This window comes from Psychromonas sp., from assembly GCF_041586535.1.
Lineage (GTDB): Bacteria > Pseudomonadota > Gammaproteobacteria > Enterobacterales > Psychromonadaceae > Psychromonas.
Map to the genome: position 1 here is coordinate 1 of NZ_JBFGZY010000008.1, position 18814 is coordinate 18814.

Here is an 18814-nt window from a genome sequence, read left to right on the forward strand (position 1 = left end):
CGGATCATGTGGCGGTGCTGCGCTAGATGCCCTGACGACTTATATCGAGCAACAAAATAGACCTAAGTAACGTTAATGCTTCGCAACAATGATTTTCATCACCGCCATGAATGACGGTGTTTTTCATCTAAATGGATAAATAAACTGCACAGAGTAAGGTAAAAGGTCTAAAATTTAATGGCGTTACTTGATGCGCTTCATGACCCAGGGGTAAAGAACGGGTGAGCTCTTTTGTGTCTCGGCAAACGCCACCATAAGTGGTGAGTAACGCAGATTTCAATTTGTCATTACTCTTAGAAAACTTAAATGTATGGTGATCATCGAGTGTTACTTTAATGGCGTTGGGAAGTTCTAGTTTTCGATAAGCAGCACTGGCATTAACCAATTCCCAGGGGGTATGTTTAGTCTGCCAATTAACTAAGTATTGCTTGGCCATATGTAAACTTTTTTCTGAAAATAATCTCGTTAGCAAACCAACCTCATCTAACCATTGCAGGTCTTTATTCTCAATTTCTTTATGGCGTAGTTGGTTAAGTAGCTTTGCGACTCTGGAGTTTTTGATCACATCAGCGATATCAAAATCTGAAAATCAATATGATTTTTCTAATGTGCAATTTTTGGTTATCTTAATTTCTCTTTCTGTTGCTGCAACTTTTCTTGCTGCTGTTTTTTTTAAATGACTTATTGCTGGCGATTAAATCCATCTATTTTGATCTGGCATTGGGACATGACAAGATCAGCAACCGCTTTGTTTGTATCGTTCGCTATTTCTGAGTTTGTATTTTTAATTCGTTTCTTTACTGCGACTTTTAATGCAAGGCCATCGGTAATAATGCTTTTCAACTTTTAGTTTATAGTCGAGCAGCAAGAAACTGACTGAAATAATATCTGTTCTTCATGGCCTAATGCTAAAGACAATATTTCCATATCAACACGTGACATATTAATATCTTTACCTGTGACCATATTGGTCAGTAAATAAATGTATTTATAATGAAAAGGATAATTAGCTTTTGGAAATAAATACTTTTGGAAATAAATAATTGGTATTCATTGTTGTCATCCTTGTTAATCGCATTGCTATTCCCAAGTAGAGCATGGGAGTGAGAAAATATCTTTTCTAACATCAGCACACCAGCTTATTGCGTTTGTTAAGGCAGTTGTTCCGTCATTATAAATCCGAATATCTATTCACTTGTTTATTCGTTACTCTGCTGAAAGCACCCTTTTATCATTTAGTTTAATGGCATTATTTTTCAATAACGCCATTTAATGAGTCACAAAACTTAACAGCAAACCTTCTGCCGTTAAGGTAACTATATTAACGTTTACAATCTGATAGTTAAACGTACTGTTAACCTTCCTCTTTGAAAATAGTAAATTCATCTATCACCTGTCCGGCAATGTTCTTGAAGTAACAATCTGCGCGATCGGGATCTCCTTTAGATCTAAAAGTGCAGAACAAGGCACCATAAGTCGCACCTTGGGTACTAGTATAGATGGATGCCCAATGCTCATTATTAGTAGTTCTTTCCTGATCTCTAATACTCTTTCCACCTAAACCGGATACAAACATAAAAGTCTCGCCGTTTTCACCGCCTTTTATCTTCATATTTTTTGAATTAGTAGAGACCACGGTTTGAGTTTCAAAATTACTTAACACATGGGTTCGGGAATAACTATGTTCATGCCCGACAGCCACAATGGCTCCCGCTTTCCTGCATGTGCTAAAAGGCGCCCAACCAGTTTCATCGTGTTTACCACCCACTTGCAATGTACTCATTGTCTTATGCCAGGAACAAATTTTCCAAGTCGCACTACTCGCCGCCAACTTTTCCTGAAGATATGCAACGTGAGTTGGATCATCTTGACCATCTCTGCCATCAGGATATGTACCTATGCCAGAAAGCACAAAGAAAATCCCTTTGTAGGTACAAGCTGAGGCTACGCCCAAATCGCCCTCGCACTTAGCACCTGCAGTATTCTTAAGTAAAGTCTGAAACCCTTCCTGGTAACCACCTGTCATTAGCCACTCATCGGTAGCAGCAAACGACTCATGATCATGATTCCCGATGGAACCAAAGTATGGCATTTTTTCACCTAACGCTTGGGCTATTTGGTCAAAAAACAGATCCACAGCAACACCTATGCGATAGTCATTATAACCAAAATCACCCTGATGAAGTACCATGTCTGTGCCCTCTGCAGCGATAAGTTGTAAAACTTTCTTGGCTCCGTCACCGACTCCCGAATCTCCGATAAAGGCGATTTTGACGGAAACGGGCTCAACTGTAATTGAGGTGCTATACGTGTTGGTAGAGCCTTCACTATCGGTAGCGACAAGTTGGAAGCCTAATAAGTCTCCCTCAAAAATAACCGGCATGACAAAAGAGGCGTTGGCAGAATCCGCGTTTAAAATTTCCACGCTGGTCCCCTTCGTTTGTGTCCACTGATAATCTGTGATTGAGCCATCCACATCGATATCTCCACTTGCAAGGTAGACAATTGCTGAACTATCTACTTCTTCTCCAGCATCTGGTAGCTGATGTAGCACATCACTATTACTTGCAACTGTTACTTGATTACCTTCATCATTACAGGCAACAAGCTGCACAAAAAAAAGAACTCCCAGCAATTGTATAATTAATTTTCCCATTATTAATAACCTCTTTAAATATCATCAAGTTACTGACAGTAATTTATCATCAGATCTGATTATGACATTGAATATAGCATGCACATTACAGGTTCTTTCTAGCCTCACTCAGTGCCATTACACTGAAAACTTTATTGGTCAATACCAAGTAGAGCAGTTTCTTGGATTTGTATTCAGTTCAATAAAATTACCCGGGTCGGTGTGAATTGAAGAACGCTTTCTATTCAAGTGTAGTATAGGCACATTCATCGCTTTTCTTTTTTTAGGCTTGGCATTTCAAGTACCCGTTGTTATTGAATTCATTTTGTTAGCAGACAAGAAAAATCCAAGGCACTGACGGTAAGGAGTACAAGTTTACCAATAAAGCGCAGCAGTATTTCTATCCGACAAGTGAAGACGATTTGGCATCATGTTATCCGCTTAGAGAAAGTCCTTAAAAAGGATATTGAGTTGCCTAAAGTAACTGCAGGTAACGGGATATGTCCGGCGGAAGATTCTGGCGGCATTTGGAACTGGGATCATATATTAAAGATGCACAACAAGAAAAGCCTGACAGATGAAGAGCTAGAGCATTTGGAATGGCTCGGATTATCACCTGATGAGCCGCTGGTACCTTTAAATAAAGAGGAAATCAATCAGCAGCTACATGTGACGAATATTTATAATCATAAATGCTCATCAAGTGCAGGATTCTTTACATTAAAGCGATGCTGCACTGTTGTATTTTTCAAGCTCTTTCACTATAAATTTGCTGATGAAAAATAAAAAAAATATATTTAACAAGTAAATTTCATTAACCGCCCTGCTGAATGATTGAAAACTTAACAGACCATTATATGTTCACTTACCGCGTTAAAAAATAACTAATAACTTATTCTTGGAGTCAAAAATTTCAGGCTAATTAGTGATTTTCTAATTAGCCTGGTCGTCTATAAAAAAACTATTTCAAATTGATAATTTTGCCTTTATTGGCTTTTTTTTCTTGTTTTTCAATACGTTTTTCTTTAAGCGTTTTTTCAGGTTTTTTCTTTTCTGATTTTTTTGAATCTTGACTTTTAGCCATGATTTTATCCTTTATGACCGTTATAGCACATTACTGATTCTTTGTTTATTACACTAAAGTGTAGTGGTTAGACGGGGTTAAGAACCCTCAACTAACGCTTTCAGCATACTCCAAATAAATAGGAAAGATATATTCAAAACACATAATTTTAATAAATATTTCACTTTTGCTCGCTGGCAGGCAAAACTTTATTTTTCATGTTCCGTATGGCAAATAAACTGGTGAAAAAGGCGAAAATTATATACTAACGAGTTGGATTTCTAGCTATTGTTGTCCCAATTTTTAATAAAGTAGTGTTCCTGCACATTCATCAGGATCGCCAAATCGTGACATTGGTGTGCCGGCAATAATTCTTTCAGAACGTGCTGTTAATGATCAGTCCTATTTTTCCATGATATGTTTATTTAGATTTGTAACAAAGAATCCAGGCGCAATTGCATTTACACGACTATCCACTAACGAAAAATAATTAGAGAGCCAGGCCGTAAAGTTACTCAGCCAGCTTTTGCTGCACAATAAATGGGAACCGTTGTTGTAGGGCTATTCCCCAAAATGATTAACTGGAAGATCGCACTATTTATCTTTGCTATTTGTCATATTGTTTATTGCAACTGCCAATATTACACCGAGCAACACTACGCCTAGTGTGGATAATGAACGCCAAACTAATCCGGTATCTCCTATATAACCCCATATACCCAAAATAGACACTGTAGTGCCGAGCAAAATACAAATTATACCAATTATTAAAGCCACTTTATTTAAATTCATAACTTCCTGCTTTTTTGTGAAACACATATTTGTATATTAGATTGTAAATTTTCCAATATGTACATTTATACTTTTATTAAAAATAGTCTGAAGCGGCAGACCAGTCCATGGGTACTTCTGAAAGCTTTTGTATCCACACCTAAGCGGTGACATGGCCGGTTATGGCAGCCTTTCCATTGTCTTTGTAGTTGGGAACATTACCTGCGTATTGGGCATCCTGCCCATAAAGAGCTTTTTATTCACTTGGGCACTTTATAGATTCACCATTGTTGTAACAGAGGCCCTGTGCAGTATCGACAATTGGGGACGTTATGGTGAATACTTTTGCCATGGCAATGCCGGAAAGACTCAGTAATGCGGCACTGCCTATTAGATATTTCTAATATTTTAGCACCTTTCTTCAACCCTGTTATTGTCTGTGAGTGCACTAAGTGTAAATATAAAATGTGCAAAAATTGAGGAAAATTACGGAAAAAGATGAAGTGGCGTCGGTTAAAGGGAATATCTAACAACCAGACGCAATTTAATTTTAAACTAATTAAATTGCGTTCAGGGTGGCTTTCCTTAGAAAGTTTTCTTATCGTTGTTAACGATTAGGCCGGAAACCTAAGTGGAGCAAGGTCTTATTGATCTCCGTGTTTGCAAATTTCGGCAAATTTTCTCAGAATAGTTGCCGCTTGAGGTGTCTCCCTGACAGTGCCGTAGATTTCCGTGAGATTCCTCCCGGCAGATTCAAGCTTCCCGGCTTGTTCTTCGATATAAGAGTTCATGATGTGCGTGTCATACTCCGGATGAAACTGTACACCCCAAGCGCACTCACCTATGCGTATCGCATGACATTTTTCGAACGCGTTAGCGGCCAGGCGTATAGCGTTACTCGGTAAAGAAAGCACTGTCTGAGAATGTGTCGTGTGGACGGGAAATTGGGAAGGAAGACCTTGAAACAACTGATCCGTTGAACTTTCCGGGAGCAATTCAATGTCGACAGTACCTATCTCCTGCCCCTGTGGGTGGTAGCCTACGGTTCCACCTGCTGCCCTTGTCAGTAATTGATGGCCGTAGCAGATCCCGAGGAATGGCACCCCCGAATCCACTAATTTGGCTATCCATTTAATAAGACGTTCGCTCCAGTCATGGCCATCGGTTACCATTGAATGGGATCCCGTTACTACGACTCCGTCGAACTCCTTTGCGCAAGGCAGACAATGATCGTGAATCGCATCGAACACCAGCACCTGTTCCGGCGGAACCCCCAGCCCCTGACGAGTCCAGTCCTCAAAATCACCATACTTGCGGGATATATTCGGGAAGGTCGCTCCCGCCTTGATAATAATAAAACGGCTCATACTCTCTCCTCTTTTTGACAGCTATCAGTTTAACAGCCGCATATGATTTGCTTACCCGCTTTGCCATTTTGGCCATGGGTCTCATAACCATCCCGAAGCCACCAATCTAAGCCCCCGAGTAATTCTTTAACCGTAAAACCAAGCTTGGTTAATTTGAGAGCCGCTTTGGTCGATGCATTACAGCCAATGCCATCACAATAGCTTACATAAGTTTTAGGTTTATCAAGGTGTGCCGTGCTATCAACATTCATAGAACGATGAGGAATATTAATCGCGCCAGAAATATGCTCAAGTTCGTATGCCTCCGGGGAGCGCGCATCAATAACATCATCGCCATTTGCAATAGCCTCACTTAGGTCCCAGGAGTCTGTTTCATATTCTAATTTAGCTTTATAAAAAGTAATTTGATCCATCAGATTATCCTTATTCTTATATAACCTCATGCACAAGACCTCTCTGCGGGTTTCCGTCCGGTAAAGAATCGCGCTAATTCAATTGTATAATTTACTGGCCCATAATTTTCAAAGCAATATATGGTACAAATATAAAAACCAAAGTGACAATTTTATAATGACTTAAAAAATCAAAATATTTTGTGTTGAGCTCTCTCTCATCCATTTTCAACATCCTGCAATGAATAGAAGATATTGATCCTCTCATGCATACAATGACTATGGTTGCCAGGAGAAGATAAGCAATATTGATAATCGAAGCCCAGCCGAAAAACTCGGTTAATTGTGAAAGTGTGATCATAACTTACTACTTGCAATTGACTACAGATTTGTTGACACACGACGTCGGTGTGCATAGGTAATTACAGCTTAACTCATTAATTTAGACACCATCTTGTAACTCTCCAGCACAACTTTTTTAAACCAAAATCATAGCACTCTGCCACTAACCAAGGGGGCCTCGGCTTCAGCCGAGCAAAATAAATTCAGAAAACTAAGAGTAAAAAAACGCGGCTAAAGAGTTTCTCCGCTCATAAGCCCAGGCTGTCGCCTGATTCGTCCACTGCCCCTGATTACGATTAAAACGTAGCTTAATGTATTCAATATGTTGCATTTTATTACTGTTGGGGGTCCCCTGACTGAAGTCCACGTCCGACAACATGAGAGTGTGAACTTTTAGCCAAAAAATAAATTGTAAACCTATTCTGAAGCATCTGTGCAAGGCAAATATTTATTAAAAAATTATTGATCTTTTTAAAGCTTTTAAACGTAAGTTACTCGAGTAAATGTAATAAAGGAATAGTTAAATGGCTGATACACAAATTGTTCAAAGGCAAAAAATTAACCGTATTAGTCCAAAGGCATTGCTGCATAGCAAATGGACAAAAACAACAGTGGTGAATAAAGAACGGCACTTTGTTGTAACTGAAATTGAATTTAATGAAGATAAAAAAATTATTCGCGCTGTTATTCAAGCTGTTATCAACCATGCAGAATATGAAATTGATTGGAGAGAGCTCAAAGATGGCAATTTGTGGTTAATTGGCTGGCAATGACCTTGCATCTGTTAACCGTTTTACAATATGTAGTTTCTTAACATGAACTAAACTTATGGTAGGTGTTATGAGGGAGGCATTCATTATGGGTGACTTTACTGAAAAAATTAAAATGAGAGGAAAGGCAGAAGAAGATCTCTATTTTGATAAATTAAACCGTAAACTGATTGAAGCGATGCATGAAAAAATGAAGCAGAAGCTTGCACAAGAGAATGATAACAAAAACAATACAAGCAAGGATGAAGATCTATCTGCTGAAGATAAATCCAAATAGTTTCTTTTCCAAGTGGTAGAAATTGATAACTCAACTCATTGCCAGTTTGCCAGCAAAGAGTCCACCCTTTTTGTTGGTGTCCTGCATAGCTTTTCAACCAGTGCAAAAGGTATGGTTTTTAATTCGTAATCCAGGCGAATTATCTCCAGCATTTTTAGCCAAATCTTTGCTGTCATTTCCGCGTCGAACAAGGCCCGGTGAAATCCCCCCTGAGTTTGAATATTCAGATAATCCACCAGAGTGCTTAGCTTATGGTTAGGTGCAGCCGTTAACACCCTTCTTGCCAACAACATTGAGCAGCATATTTTACCCGGATAAGTTCTATCAATAAGATTTAACTCCGCATCTAAAAAGTTTTTATCAAAAGAGGCATTGTGGTCAACCAGGTTAAAATAACCAATAAAATCACAAAAGTCGCTCATCATTCGCTGCAGGGAGCCGCTTCTGCCAGCATCTGATTGCTTATGCCGGTAAAATTTTCAATAAAGGAGTTCACCCTTATCCCGGGATACATAAGCGCCTGGAAGCGATCCGTTAACAGACCGTTTTCAATACGCACTGCCCCTATTTCAATAGCCCTGTCGCCCATTCTTGGAGAAAGTCCCGTGGTTTCAAAATCAAAAACCACAATATTATTCGCATCAGACAGTTACAGAACCATTTTATTAATAGATTGCAACATTCGAGAGCTTTAGCACTTACGGCGTTTGTGAAAAATAGATATCACCATAATAAGTGGTTGCCTGCTGCCCGGCATTATCACTGTCTGTCATTACTGCAACAGCATCAATATAACGCTCCTCTTTGCCGATTAGTCTTTTTAAATCCTGCCGGACATTACGGCTGTAATGTAACCATTTTCCTAAATTTTTTTCGCCTGATTCAATGGCAAACATGGTCGCATTAGCCGTAAATGGATTTGCCCAGACCTGACCTTCTCGAAATGAGGATGACCAGACATAGTTTAACGCTTCTGTTTTCCAGAAGAAAACACCGCCATCAACGACAATATAGATTCGGGCAACAAAATCATCGCCCTGCTTTTTGCCTTCGTTTAAATCTTTATAAAGTTTATCTGTTTTCCAGGACCAATGCAGATAAGGTGTTTTGCTAAGATCAATCTTTTTTTCCACAAACAGGCCGGAAGCTGAATTATTGCTTTCCGCCTTAAGTACCGACTTGGTAGTGTCTTCGCTGTCTTTAACAATACTGTATCGTGTTTGTCCGGAAAACTCTTTCTCTTCCCAGTTATCTAAGTTCCCTTGAGAAAAATTTCCCAAATAGAGGTTTTTATCGGCACTATGAGCCCCAACAGAAAACAGAAGAAATAGTGCGGACAAAGGCGGTAAATATCTGGTTATTTTCATGATTTCTCCGGTTAAATTTTTTAACAATCCATCTATTAGACCTGCATAGTGTATGTTTTATTTCCAGCAATGAAAGTTTCGTGTTGTTTATTTACATTGGAGGTTGGGTCTGTTTGTAATTTTGCAAAATTGAAAAAAATCCGCTTGATTAAATACAGTTCAATGGGTTATTTATAGCTGTATCTAATCGCTTCTTTTTTTCCATTTTTGTTTAAAGCCTGTAATCTGCTATTTTCAGCCAGAAAGATAGGCAATGAATTATGTTTTTTTCGGACTATCGCTTTGTCCAGATCATCTTTATTACGCAAGGTTGCTTTGGCTTTCGGGAAAAAAACATTGCTGTGTTTATTATGTTTTTCCAGGCCAAAATAGATCGAGTCTACGGGCTCCAGTATATGCACTAAATGACGGTACAATTCATTGGTTACAAAATGGGTAAAACCGCAGATATGATGGACAAAATAAAAGCGTTTATCCGCCTGCTTTCTGGTATCGACGTCTTTGATTGACGTAATAATTTTTTTGCATTTGTCTTTGGCGGCATTAATACGGGTAATATGCAGATCCAGCACCTCAACCGGTAAAGAGGTTTGGATAAATCCCGCTAACTTTTTAGTGTCCTGTGATGAGTCTTTCTGCAGCTCAAAACTTTTAATAAAATGCAGGGTTTCATGGACAGCACTCTCTGCAAAAAAACTCAGCACATCAAATTCTATCTGATCATCAGCCCGGTCAATAAGAGAAAAAACCACAGATTGGCGTTGTTTTTCTTTGTCCTGTAACAACAGCACTGCAGAGAAATCGGCTAGCCCCTGGCGAACATCTGCGACGGCTGTGAGTAAATCTTCTTTTAACTGCTCGCTATTTTTAATGTAATAATATTGCTGGTCCATAGTCCGCCCTTTTTGTGGTGAATATTTTCTCTTATATTGTAGGTTGGGTCTGTTTGCCTGTCTATAATTTTTCCCTTGAAAATAACCAGTTAGCAGAAAAATAAGTTTCTCAAAAAGTAACAACAGTGATAACCGGATAAAGCCAGATAAGCCGTTTTTGTTTGAAAAACAGCAGGCAGGCGAGATTCTATTTTAATAGAAATTAAGATACCCTATTCGTATATTTAATCTGAAAAAGGCTTTAATGTGAAACAGTTACAAAAAATGTTCAGCCGTTTTTTTTACCGCTCTCCCCTTTTCTGGGCCGTTATCCTACTTGGCAGTTATACATTCGGTGGTTTTATCATCTTGCCCAAGGTGGTGAAAAGCAAAATAATTGAACAGGTAGAGGTTAATTTAGGCTGGCAGACAACCATAGACAATGTCACATTTAACCCTTATACCTTCATTTTAGATATTGATAACCTGGCGATTCAGGATCAGCAGAACAAGACTGTTATCGCATTTGCACAATACCATGCTGATTTTGAAGTGCGCTCCCTGTTTGAAGGTGCTTTCACCTTTGCCGAAATGAAACTGTCAGGGCCTGCTGTCAATTTGCTTATCGACAAAAACGGTGTCACTAACCTGCAGTTGGCAGTACAGCAACAGGCGGCCAAGTCGGAAAAAATCGACGATGAGCAGACAAAAGCAGACGCAGCTTTAGTGAAACTACTGTTTGATAATATCGCCATTGCTGATGGTGCAGTTAACATTGTGGATCATAGTCCGCAAAATACTGTTAAGCACCATATTGCCCCGCTAAACTTCAGTCTGAAAAATTTTTCTACTTACGCCGCAGATGATGATGCAGAATATCAACTGAGCCTCTCTCTGGGCAAAGCACAGACACTGAAATTGACCGGTGTTGTCGGTATGGCGCCAATAGATTCTTCCGGAGAGATAGATATTGCCGGGATAAAGGCACACCAATTTTGGGATTATGTTGTCCAGCAATCACCTTATAATCTGCTGCATGGCTTGGCAAACGTAAAAGCCAACTATCGTTTCAGCATGGAAAATGATATTCCCGAATTTGCATTGTTCGATAGCAGCATTGACCTGCAGCAATTAAAGGTTGCTTTAAAAGAAGAGCCGCACAGTTTTATGGATATTGAATCAGTAGCACTGGATTCACTCGTGTTTAATTTGGCACAACAGCTTGTGCAGATAAAAGCGGTCAATATTAACGATATAAATTTACAGATTGAACGGGACAAACAAGGGCAGCTTACTTTTCTGGCCCCTTTTGCGTCTCAATCCGAGCCGGCAAGTAATGAACAAAACACAACAACTGCTGAGGAAAATCATTTCAAATGGTCAATAAACAATATAACGGTCAGTAATAGTCGGGTAAATATCGTTGATAAAGTACCGGCGACGGAAGCGCAGATTGCCATCAATAAGATCAACTTTGACCTGTTACAATTAGATCAAACACTGACTAATCCACTGCCTTTTAATCTTTCTTATCAGATTAACGATTCAGAAGTTAATAAGGTTAAAGGGCAAGTAACCCCAACGCCCCTTAACTTAACTGCGGCAATCAACTTAAATGCAATAGATTTAACCTCCCTGCAGCCTTATCTGAATGATATTGCGAGAATAAATATCGAACAGGGTAAACTTTCACTGGCCGGTGATCTGCATTTATTAGTGGATGCGCAGGGAAAAACTCAGGGTAATTTTGCCGGGGCGGTTAATGTTCTTAACTTTAATACTAAAGATAAGATAGCCAGAAAACGCTTAGTCGGCTGGCAGAAGTTAGCAGTAGAACCGTTCACGGTGAATTTCACCCCGTTATCGATCAACATTGACAAAATCAGTTTATCTGAGCCTTACAGCCGTCTGGTCGTAACAGAAGATCGCAGCCTCAATTTTGCACAGTTACTGCAGACACCTGCTGCTCAACAGAACTCTAGTCTGGCGCAGGAAAAAGCTGAATCAAAAGCAGTGGCAAAAAAACCGGCAGCAACTGAGAAAGAAAGCGAACAACCATTGGACCTGACCATCAGTGAAATTGAGTTTGTAAATGGCAATGCATTTTTTGCCGATCTCTCTCTGCAACCTGAGTTTGCCACTGCTATTGAGAATATCAACGGTAACATCAGCGGCTTATCAATGAACAACCTTGAGCGTGCAGATATCGACATTACCGGCAACGTCGATGAGTATGGCAAAATGTTTGTCGATGGTAAAATTAATCCCTTAAGCGGAGATCTGTACACCGATATTAATGTCAAATTTGAAAAGATTGAACTGCCGACACTAACCCCCTATTCCGGCCGTTATGCCGGTTATGTGATTAACAAGGGTAAACTAAATCTGGAGCTTAATTATCAAATTGCGCAGCGCCAGCTTAACGGCAGCAACCGCATGATTCTCGAGCACTTCGAACTGGGAAATAAAGTGAATAGCCCGGAGGCGGTAAACCTGCCGCTTAAGTTAGCGGTTGCGCTGTTTAAAGATCGTAATGGCATTATAGATATTAGTCTGCCCACCAAAGGGGATATGGATTCTCCGGATTTTGCCGTTGGCGGACTGCTGCTCAAGGCTTTCATGAATGTAATGACCAAAGCGGTGACATCACCATTTTCAATGCTGGCCAATTTAGCCGGCGGCGATGATTCGCAACTTAATCAAGCCGCTTTCGATTTTGGCCAGAGCAGTTTAACGACGCAACAGTTAACGAATCTAGACAGCCTCGCCGAAGTGCTGATCAAGCGTCCGCAATTAATTTTAGAAATTCATGCCAGTGTTGATAAAGAAAAGGATGGTTTAGCCTTAAAAGAGCAGAAATTAACTGAAAAATTAAACGCCCAAGCAGGTGATAATGCGCAGCAGGAAAAGCGGATCAGCACCATGGAAACGATGCTGAACAACCTGTCCGGTCAGGGAACCGTTGACGCGCTGAAAGCTCAGCTAACCGCCTCACAAACTGAAGTCAGGCCGGAAGCAGCAGGCGCTGAATATGAGGCAGCACTTTATAAAACGCTGCTGGACAATCAACCTTTAGCAACGCTGGAATTAACGCGATTAGCCAAACAGCGGGTGAGTATTATTCAGGAAGCGCTGATTAAAAATAACAGCGTGCCTGAAAATCAGGTTTTTGTTATTCGCCCCTCTTTAAACGGACGTGCGGAAAGCGATAAAGTCTTAACCACTTTTTCATTAACGACTCATTGATATTATTAATACTTTTTGCGCCAATCTACATAAAGCTGCAGGTTGGCGCAGCGCAGAATATTGTTTAGAATATATAAGATTTTGTCCTCCAATCGCCCTGCAATATATTGTATAATCTGTTTTCTTTAATTGCGAATAAGACAGATCCTGTAAAATTTTTGGAACCTTTGTGATGTATAAACTTGTTGTTTTAGATATGGATGGCACCCTACTTAATAGCCAAAAAGAGATCACCAGTAACGTGCGCGAAGCGATTAAAAGTGCGAAGGAACGAGGCGTTAAGGTGGTGCTCGCTTCAGGACGTCCCTTTGAAGGTATGCTGCCGGCATTACAAACACTTGGTTTAACCACTGAAGAAGATTATGTATTAACCTGCAACGCATCATTGATACTGAATGCAGCCTCTAAAGCTGTTATCCGCAGTGAGTTTTTAAAAGGGCAGGATGCAATAGAGTTATACCACTTATCTAATCAGTTAGGTGTTAATACCCATGCTTATTCTGCTAAAACCGGGTTAATTACCCCGAAAATCAGCAAATATACTGAGCATGAAGCAAATATAAACGGTATAGAAATTAATATCTGCGATTTTACCCAACTTGATCCTGAAGAAGAGATGATTAAGGTGATGATGATTGATGAAGCTGAAATCCTCACGGCTGCGATTAATCAGCTGCCCGACTCTCTGCAGGACAAATATCATATGGCTCAAAGTGCCCCCTTCTTTTATGAATTTATGAGCAAAAAAAGCGGCAAAGCAAATGGCGTTGCCGCCCTTGCGGCGCACCTTGGACTGAGCAATGAGCAGGTTATTTGCGTCGGTGATGCCGGTAACGATCTGGAAATGATTCGCTATGCGGGACTTGGCATCGCCATGTCTAATGCCACCGATGATGTCAAAGCGGTGGCCGATTACATTACCTTAAGTAACGATGAAGATGGCGTCGCACATGTGTTCGAAAAATTTATATTAGCCTGATAAATATTCACCACAAGGGTTATAACCCTGCGGAAAGACTCAAAAAGCACAATTAATTTGTGCTTTTTGCCCACTATTTTAAGAATGCACGGGCAAATCTATTCTGTTATTATGATGCCCCTAAGATCACGGGACAAGGCCCCCTTGTTTCATCTCATTTCGTATATAGGAAAAAGTTTTTTATGAATCTTGCCAACAAAGTATTAGCTGTTAATAATGATCTTCCAATCAGATCAGATCAACCGGTCCACAGTGGTAAAGTTCGCTCAGTTTACTGGTTAACAGAAGCTGACAGTAAGCGTTTAATCGCGGAAAAAGGTTATGATGTAGCTGCCGATGCCCCACTTGCCATTATGGTTATCAGTGATCGCATTTCAGCTTTTGATTGCATCTGGCATGGGGAAGGCGGAATGAACGGGGTACCCGGGAAAGGTGCTGCCCTGAATGCTATTTCAAACCACTGGTTCAAACTGTTCAAGGAGCAGGGTTTAGCCGACAGCCATATCCTGGATATTCCGCACCCGTTGGTATGGATTGTACAAAAAGCACGCCCGGTAATGATTGAAGCAATCTGCCGCCAGTACATTACCGGTTCAATGTGGCGCTCTTATGAAAAGGGTGAGCGTGAGTTCTGCGGAATTGAAATTCCGAACGGGCTTAAAAGAGACCAGAAGCTGCCTGAGTTGCTGATCACCCCTTCTACCAAAGGTATTCTTGAGGGCATTCCCGGCGTACCTGCAGTTGATGATGTTAATATTACCCGTCAAAACATCGAAGATAACTTTGCCGCATTTAACTTCAGCAAAGAAGATGATATTAATCTGTACGAAAAATTATTAAAAGAAGGCTTTGATGTTATCAGTGATGCATTAGCCAAAATCGATCAGATTTTCGTTGATACTAAATTTGAATTTGGTTATGTCAATGATAAAGCAGGCAATGAAAAACTGATTTATATGGACGAAGTGGGTACACCTGACTCATCACGTATTTGGGATGCCGCTGAATATAAAAAAGGCAAGATTGTCGAAAACTCTAAAGAAGATTTCCGCCAGTTACTATTAAACCACTTCCCGGATCCGGATATTCTGTTAAATAAAGATCGTATGGCAGAAAGAACAGCTTTGGCAGAAAACAATGCCCTTCCGGCTGAAGTACTGATGAAAATTTCACAGACCTATGTCGGCATTGCTGAAAAAATTATCGGTCGTAAAATTACTCTTTCAGATAATCCTAAAGCTGAGATCATTGAAATTCTTGACCAGCAATATGGTTTGATCGATTAAAGAATTGCTATTCTTTAAGATACGTAAGATCCAAAAGCAGGAAATTATTCCTGCTTTTTTTTATACTTTATTATCCGTAAGTTTTGTAAAGGAATTTAAATGAACGGCTGGGCAGTGACATTACTTATCGCATTGGTATTAGGCGTAATAGTCAGTAACTTAATGCTGTTAAAACACACCGCAAAAATGAAGGTACCCAAAGAAATATTAGACGCGATCCAAAAAAAGAAAGAGAAAGCAATACAGGAAGAAAAACAGAAAAAAAAACCAAACGATGAATAATCGATTGGTTTTTTTTCTGTTTAATTTTCTACGACACTACAAAGATTTACTTTGTGCCTCATTTAACAATAGAACATCGCGAATTTTCGGGGTAATACTGAAATAAATTTCCGATACCTTTTTATCCGCTAAAGGATTTTTCTGTGCATCTAACCAGCTAATTGAAGTGCTGCCGCTGTCCAGTTCACCCAACTGAATAAAATATTCTGCATTATTCAGCTTGAACGGATTAAGGTTATTGTCCTGCCAGTAATCATCATTCGGTGCTTTGAATTTAACTAAGAAATAACCTAAGTTTTTATCCGAATCGACCAACTCGAATCTTAACAATTTTAATAAATCGGGTAATTTCACCCAGGTATTTATAAACGCCGCATCAACAATCCAGGCCATTTGATTATTATCATCATAGCCAAGTTTGATTGGCAATGGCTTCAGACCGGCTTGTCGTAAATCAGTGGCTTCTTTTAGATCGTAAGCGTGTTTTAACAAATCATTGACAAGACGCAATTCAATACTTTTTTTACTGCGTCCGGTTAAATTCACTTTTAAAACTTTACCGTCATTCTTTTCAGAATAATTTAACGCATCAACGGTCAACGCAACACTTAAACCATCGCGCGCCTGGTTAAGAGTAAAACGATAACTGGACTCTTTTTCGACATCATTACGAAAAAGAAGACCATAGGATGATTTTTCACTGAAAATACCGGTTTTAATCTGAGAGCGGTTGCTATCTTTTGCGACAACATCAATATTATTGGCTGCGATATATGACTCTAAAATTTGCCATACTTTCACTTTCATGTTTTCAGACTGGTTAAAAGCATTAAATAATACGGTGGTTTTACCGCTATTATTTGCTTCCAGCACCACCCCATCGATCAGAGGAATTAGTTGTGCGGGAGGACGAACATCAACATCGGCAAATTTTAAACCTAGTTTTTTCTGCTGCTCAGTCAATGCGGGAATATCATAAACATTACGGGCTTCATCATTAGTGAAACCATCCTGCTTATATTTTTCATGCTGCGTATAACCATCATAATCAAAAGGCTCGTTAGCCTGCATGCGCGTATCAAAACGCGTGCAGGCAGTTAACGATAAAGCGACAACAACAGATGCAGTTATTCTGCTTGATTTAAATAATTTAATCATAAGATTAATTTAGCTTTAATGAGGGCATCGCGGACAATCGGCTGATGTTTTTCTTCTAAAATCGTTAACGGTAAACGACAGTCAGCAGTCGGGATCAGACCAAGTTCTGCACAGGCCCATTTTACAGGAATAGGGTTCGATTCGATAAACAGGTTTTCATGCACGGGTGCTAATTGGTTGTCTATCTCTTTTGCCATATCTGCATTACCGACCAGCGCATATTCACACATTTTAGCCATTTCAGCAGCGGCAATATTGGTGGTCACCGAAATAACGCCATGTCCGCCCTGCAGCATAAAATCACAACCGGTTGCATCATCACCGCTATACAGGACAAAATCATCATCAACTAAGGCTTTAATTTCAGCAAGACGCTTCAAGTCACCTGTCGCTTCTTTAATGCCGATAATATTTTTTATTTTAGATAGACGTGCAACGGTTTCCGGCAACAAATCAACCGCTGTGCGACCAGGTACGTTGTATAAAATTTGCGGCAAATCGCATGACTCAGCAATAGCTTTAAAATGTTGAAATAAGCCTTCCTGAGTTGGTTTATTGTAATAAGGAGTAACATTAAGACCGGCAACGATACCGCTATTGGCAAAAAGTTTACTTAGTAAAATAGCTTCTGAAGTGGAATTTGCACCATTGCCCGCAATAATTGGGATACGACCGGCGGCGAACTCCAGCGTTTTCATTACAACTTTCGCGTGAGTATCAACATTCAATGTTGCAGACTCCCCCGTAGTACCAACGGCAACGATAGCAGAAGTTCCGGATTTTATATGAAATTCTACAAGTTCTTTTAATGCGGGGAAATCTACTTCGCCGGTTTTATCCATTGGTGTCACGAGAGCGACAATACTACCTGTTAACATCTTAAAACTCCTATTTATTGATGCACTAATGTTACTTTTGCATGCTCTTAAAAACAAGCAATAAAGCTAATAGATTGAACTTCTTAGATCAAAAATTCGGCATTGATGCTTGCGTTCCTCTTTTTAAACGATAATCTAGGCTGAAAATACCCGAACGACCTCAATATGCACATTCAAATCATATTGATTTAGCTTGGTTATATGAACAACAGCTAACCTTTGAGGATAAAATGTATACTAACAGTCACGATATTAGCGTCTCTAATTTCCAGGAAATAATTATTGAAGGTTCTAAAGAAAAACCTGTATTAGTAGTTTTCTGGTCCCAGCAAAATGCAGTGTGCCATACCTTACTACCTTTACTTGACAAGCTGCATGCGGAAAATAAACAAGCCTTTACGCTGGCCCGTATCAATTGCGATGTAGAGCAGCAGATTGTTTCTCACTTTGGCGTACAAAGCATACCCAGTGTCTTTATGTTTATAAATGGTCAGGGTGTAGATGGCTTTGCCGGAGAACAGAGTGCAGAATTTATTAGCGCTTTTATTAAAAAGCATACACCGGATCAAAGCGCAGCTCTTCTGCAGCAGGGGCAAACTTTATTCGCCCAGGGGAAATTGCCGGAAGCAAAGGAGAAAATTATTGCAGCCGCCAAAATAGAGCCGGAGGATTTTGCAATTAAATTAGGCCTGGCACAGGTTTATCTGGCAATGGGTGAGCACGAGAATGCACAGCCTATTTTAGATAACATCCCCCCGGCAGAGCAAAATATGATTTATCACAGCTTAGTTTCGCAAATGCAGATAGCCCAACAGTCAGCACAAACCCCTGAAATTACTGCATTAGAAAAACAACTTGAAACGGCTTCTGAGAAACAACCGATTGAATATCAACTGGCGCTGCAATATAAAATGGCTAACCGTAATAAAGAAGCACTCGCTTTGCTATACAATATTTTAGTGAGCGATTTAAACTACGACGACGGCGCCCCTAAAAAGACCTTTCTTGAGATACTGGAGAGCATAGATGATCCTGCTTTAGTCAGTGAATACCGTCGAAAATTATATAGTTTGTTATATTAAACGAAACCAACCGAAGCAATTAATTAAAGCCACGCCCTCTTTCTCAT

Annotated in this window: 19 protein-coding genes and 1 pseudogene; 8 read left to right on the forward strand and 12 right to left on the reverse strand. The window is 39.9% G+C overall.

Annotation, left to right across the window (positions count from 1 at the left end):
- Positions 1–127: 127 nt before the first annotated feature.
- Both ABZA00_RS01815 and ABZA00_RS01820 read right to left on the reverse strand, forming a co-directional pair.
- On the reverse strand, positions 128–436 hold the full coding sequence (locus tag ABZA00_RS01815) for a hypothetical protein (RefSeq protein WP_372880434.1): 309 nt from the start codon (positions 434–436) through the stop codon (positions 128–130).
- 918 nt (positions 437–1354) lie between these two features.
- Complete coding sequence (locus ABZA00_RS01820) at positions 1355–2656, reverse strand: metallophosphoesterase (RefSeq protein ID WP_372880435.1); 1302 nt, start codon at positions 2654–2656, stop codon at positions 1355–1357.
- 390 nt (positions 2657–3046) lie between these two features.
- Between ABZA00_RS01820 and ABZA00_RS01825 the strand changes: the two genes are divergently transcribed.
- Positions 3047–3421 (forward strand): hypothetical protein, encoded by a 375-nt coding sequence (locus ABZA00_RS01825; protein ID WP_372880436.1) that lies wholly within the window; start codon positions 3047–3049, stop codon positions 3419–3421.
- Between the two features lie 175 nt (positions 3422–3596).
- Here ABZA00_RS01825 and ABZA00_RS01830 read toward each other — a convergent pair whose 3' ends face one another.
- The 5 genes from ABZA00_RS01830 to ABZA00_RS01850 form a co-directional block, all read right to left on the reverse strand.
- The gene (locus tag ABZA00_RS01830; protein ID WP_372880437.1) at positions 3597–3719 is read right to left on the reverse strand and encodes a hypothetical protein; all 123 of its coding nucleotides are present in this window, start codon (positions 3717–3719) and stop codon (positions 3597–3599) included.
- A gap of 573 nt (positions 3720–4292) precedes the next feature.
- Positions 4293–4490 (reverse strand): hypothetical protein, encoded by a 198-nt coding sequence (locus tag ABZA00_RS01835; RefSeq protein WP_372880438.1) that lies wholly within the window; start codon positions 4488–4490, stop codon positions 4293–4295.
- A 623-nt stretch (positions 4491–5113) separates the two neighbouring features.
- Positions 5114–5836, reverse strand: a complete 723-nt coding sequence (locus tag ABZA00_RS01840; protein WP_372880439.1) for a glutamine amidotransferase — start codon at positions 5834–5836, stop codon at positions 5114–5116.
- A gap of 29 nt (positions 5837–5865) precedes the next feature.
- Positions 5866–6249 (reverse strand): rhodanese-like domain-containing protein, encoded by a 384-nt coding sequence (locus ABZA00_RS01845; protein WP_372880440.1) that lies wholly within the window; start codon positions 6247–6249, stop codon positions 5866–5868.
- Positions 6250–6340: 91 nt separating this feature from the next.
- On the reverse strand, positions 6341–6589 hold the full coding sequence (locus tag ABZA00_RS01850; protein WP_372880441.1) for a DUF6868 family protein: 249 nt from the start codon (positions 6587–6589) through the stop codon (positions 6341–6343).
- 538 nt (positions 6590–7127) lie between these two features.
- On the opposite strand from ABZA00_RS01850, the gene ABZA00_RS01855 reads away from it, so the two are divergent.
- The gene (locus ABZA00_RS01855; RefSeq protein ID WP_372880468.1) at positions 7128–7343 is read left to right on the forward strand and encodes a TIGR02450 family Trp-rich protein; all 216 of its coding nucleotides are present in this window, start codon (positions 7128–7130) and stop codon (positions 7341–7343) included.
- A gap of 85 nt (positions 7344–7428) precedes the next feature.
- The gene (locus ABZA00_RS01860; protein WP_372880442.1) at positions 7429–7617 is read left to right on the forward strand and encodes a hypothetical protein; all 189 of its coding nucleotides are present in this window, start codon (positions 7429–7431) and stop codon (positions 7615–7617) included.
- Between the two features lie 35 nt (positions 7618–7652).
- On the opposite strand, the pseudogene ABZA00_RS01865 reads toward ABZA00_RS01860, so the two are convergent.
- From ABZA00_RS01865 to ABZA00_RS01875, 3 genes and pseudogenes are all read right to left on the reverse strand, one after another.
- Positions 7653–8206: pseudogene (locus tag ABZA00_RS01865) on the reverse strand (PolC-type DNA polymerase III).
- Positions 8207–8315: 109 nt separating this feature from the next.
- Positions 8316–8984: a DUF3047 domain-containing protein gene (locus ABZA00_RS01870; RefSeq protein WP_372880443.1), complete on the reverse strand. Its 669-nt coding sequence runs from the start codon at positions 8982–8984 to the stop codon at positions 8316–8318.
- 167 nt (positions 8985–9151) lie between these two features.
- A complete protein-coding gene (locus ABZA00_RS01875) occupies positions 9152–9877 on the reverse strand; it encodes a DNA replication terminus site-binding protein (protein ID WP_372880444.1) in 726 nt (241 codons plus the stop codon).
- Between the two features lie 246 nt (positions 9878–10123).
- On the opposite strand from ABZA00_RS01875, the gene ABZA00_RS01880 reads away from it, so the two are divergent.
- From ABZA00_RS01880 to ABZA00_RS01895, 4 genes are all read left to right on the forward strand, one after another.
- Positions 10124–13102 (forward strand): DUF748 domain-containing protein, encoded by a 2979-nt coding sequence (locus ABZA00_RS01880; RefSeq protein WP_372880445.1) that lies wholly within the window; start codon positions 10124–10126, stop codon positions 13100–13102.
- 172 nt (positions 13103–13274) lie between these two features.
- Positions 13275–14081: a sugar-phosphatase gene (gene yidA / locus ABZA00_RS01885; protein ID WP_372880446.1), complete on the forward strand. Its 807-nt coding sequence runs from the start codon at positions 13275–13277 to the stop codon at positions 14079–14081.
- A 182-nt stretch (positions 14082–14263) separates the two neighbouring features.
- Positions 14264–15367, forward strand: a complete 1104-nt coding sequence (locus tag ABZA00_RS01890) for a phosphoribosylaminoimidazolesuccinocarboxamide synthase (protein ID WP_372880447.1) — start codon at positions 14264–14266, stop codon at positions 15365–15367.
- A 99-nt stretch (positions 15368–15466) separates the two neighbouring features.
- Positions 15467–15649, forward strand: coding sequence for a DUF2897 family protein (locus ABZA00_RS01895; protein ID WP_372880448.1), 183 nt, complete (start codon positions 15467–15469; stop codon positions 15647–15649).
- A gap of 36 nt (positions 15650–15685) precedes the next feature.
- Here ABZA00_RS01895 and bamC read toward each other — a convergent pair whose 3' ends face one another.
- Both bamC and dapA read right to left on the reverse strand, forming a co-directional pair.
- Positions 15686–16807, reverse strand: a complete 1122-nt coding sequence (gene bamC, locus ABZA00_RS01900) for an outer membrane protein assembly factor BamC (protein ID WP_372880449.1) — start codon at positions 16805–16807, stop codon at positions 15686–15688.
- On the reverse strand, positions 16804–17685 hold the full coding sequence (gene dapA / locus ABZA00_RS01905; RefSeq protein ID WP_372880450.1) for a 4-hydroxy-tetrahydrodipicolinate synthase: 882 nt from the start codon (positions 17683–17685) through the stop codon (positions 16804–16806). Before dapA ends, bamC begins: the two co-directional genes overlap by 4 nt.
- Before the next feature lie 230 nt (positions 17686–17915).
- Between dapA and ABZA00_RS01910 the strand changes: the two genes are divergently transcribed.
- Entirely contained in the window at positions 17916–18767 is an 852-nt protein-coding gene (locus tag ABZA00_RS01910) for a tetratricopeptide repeat protein (protein WP_372880451.1), read from the forward strand.
- Positions 18768–18814: the final 47 nt, after the last annotated feature.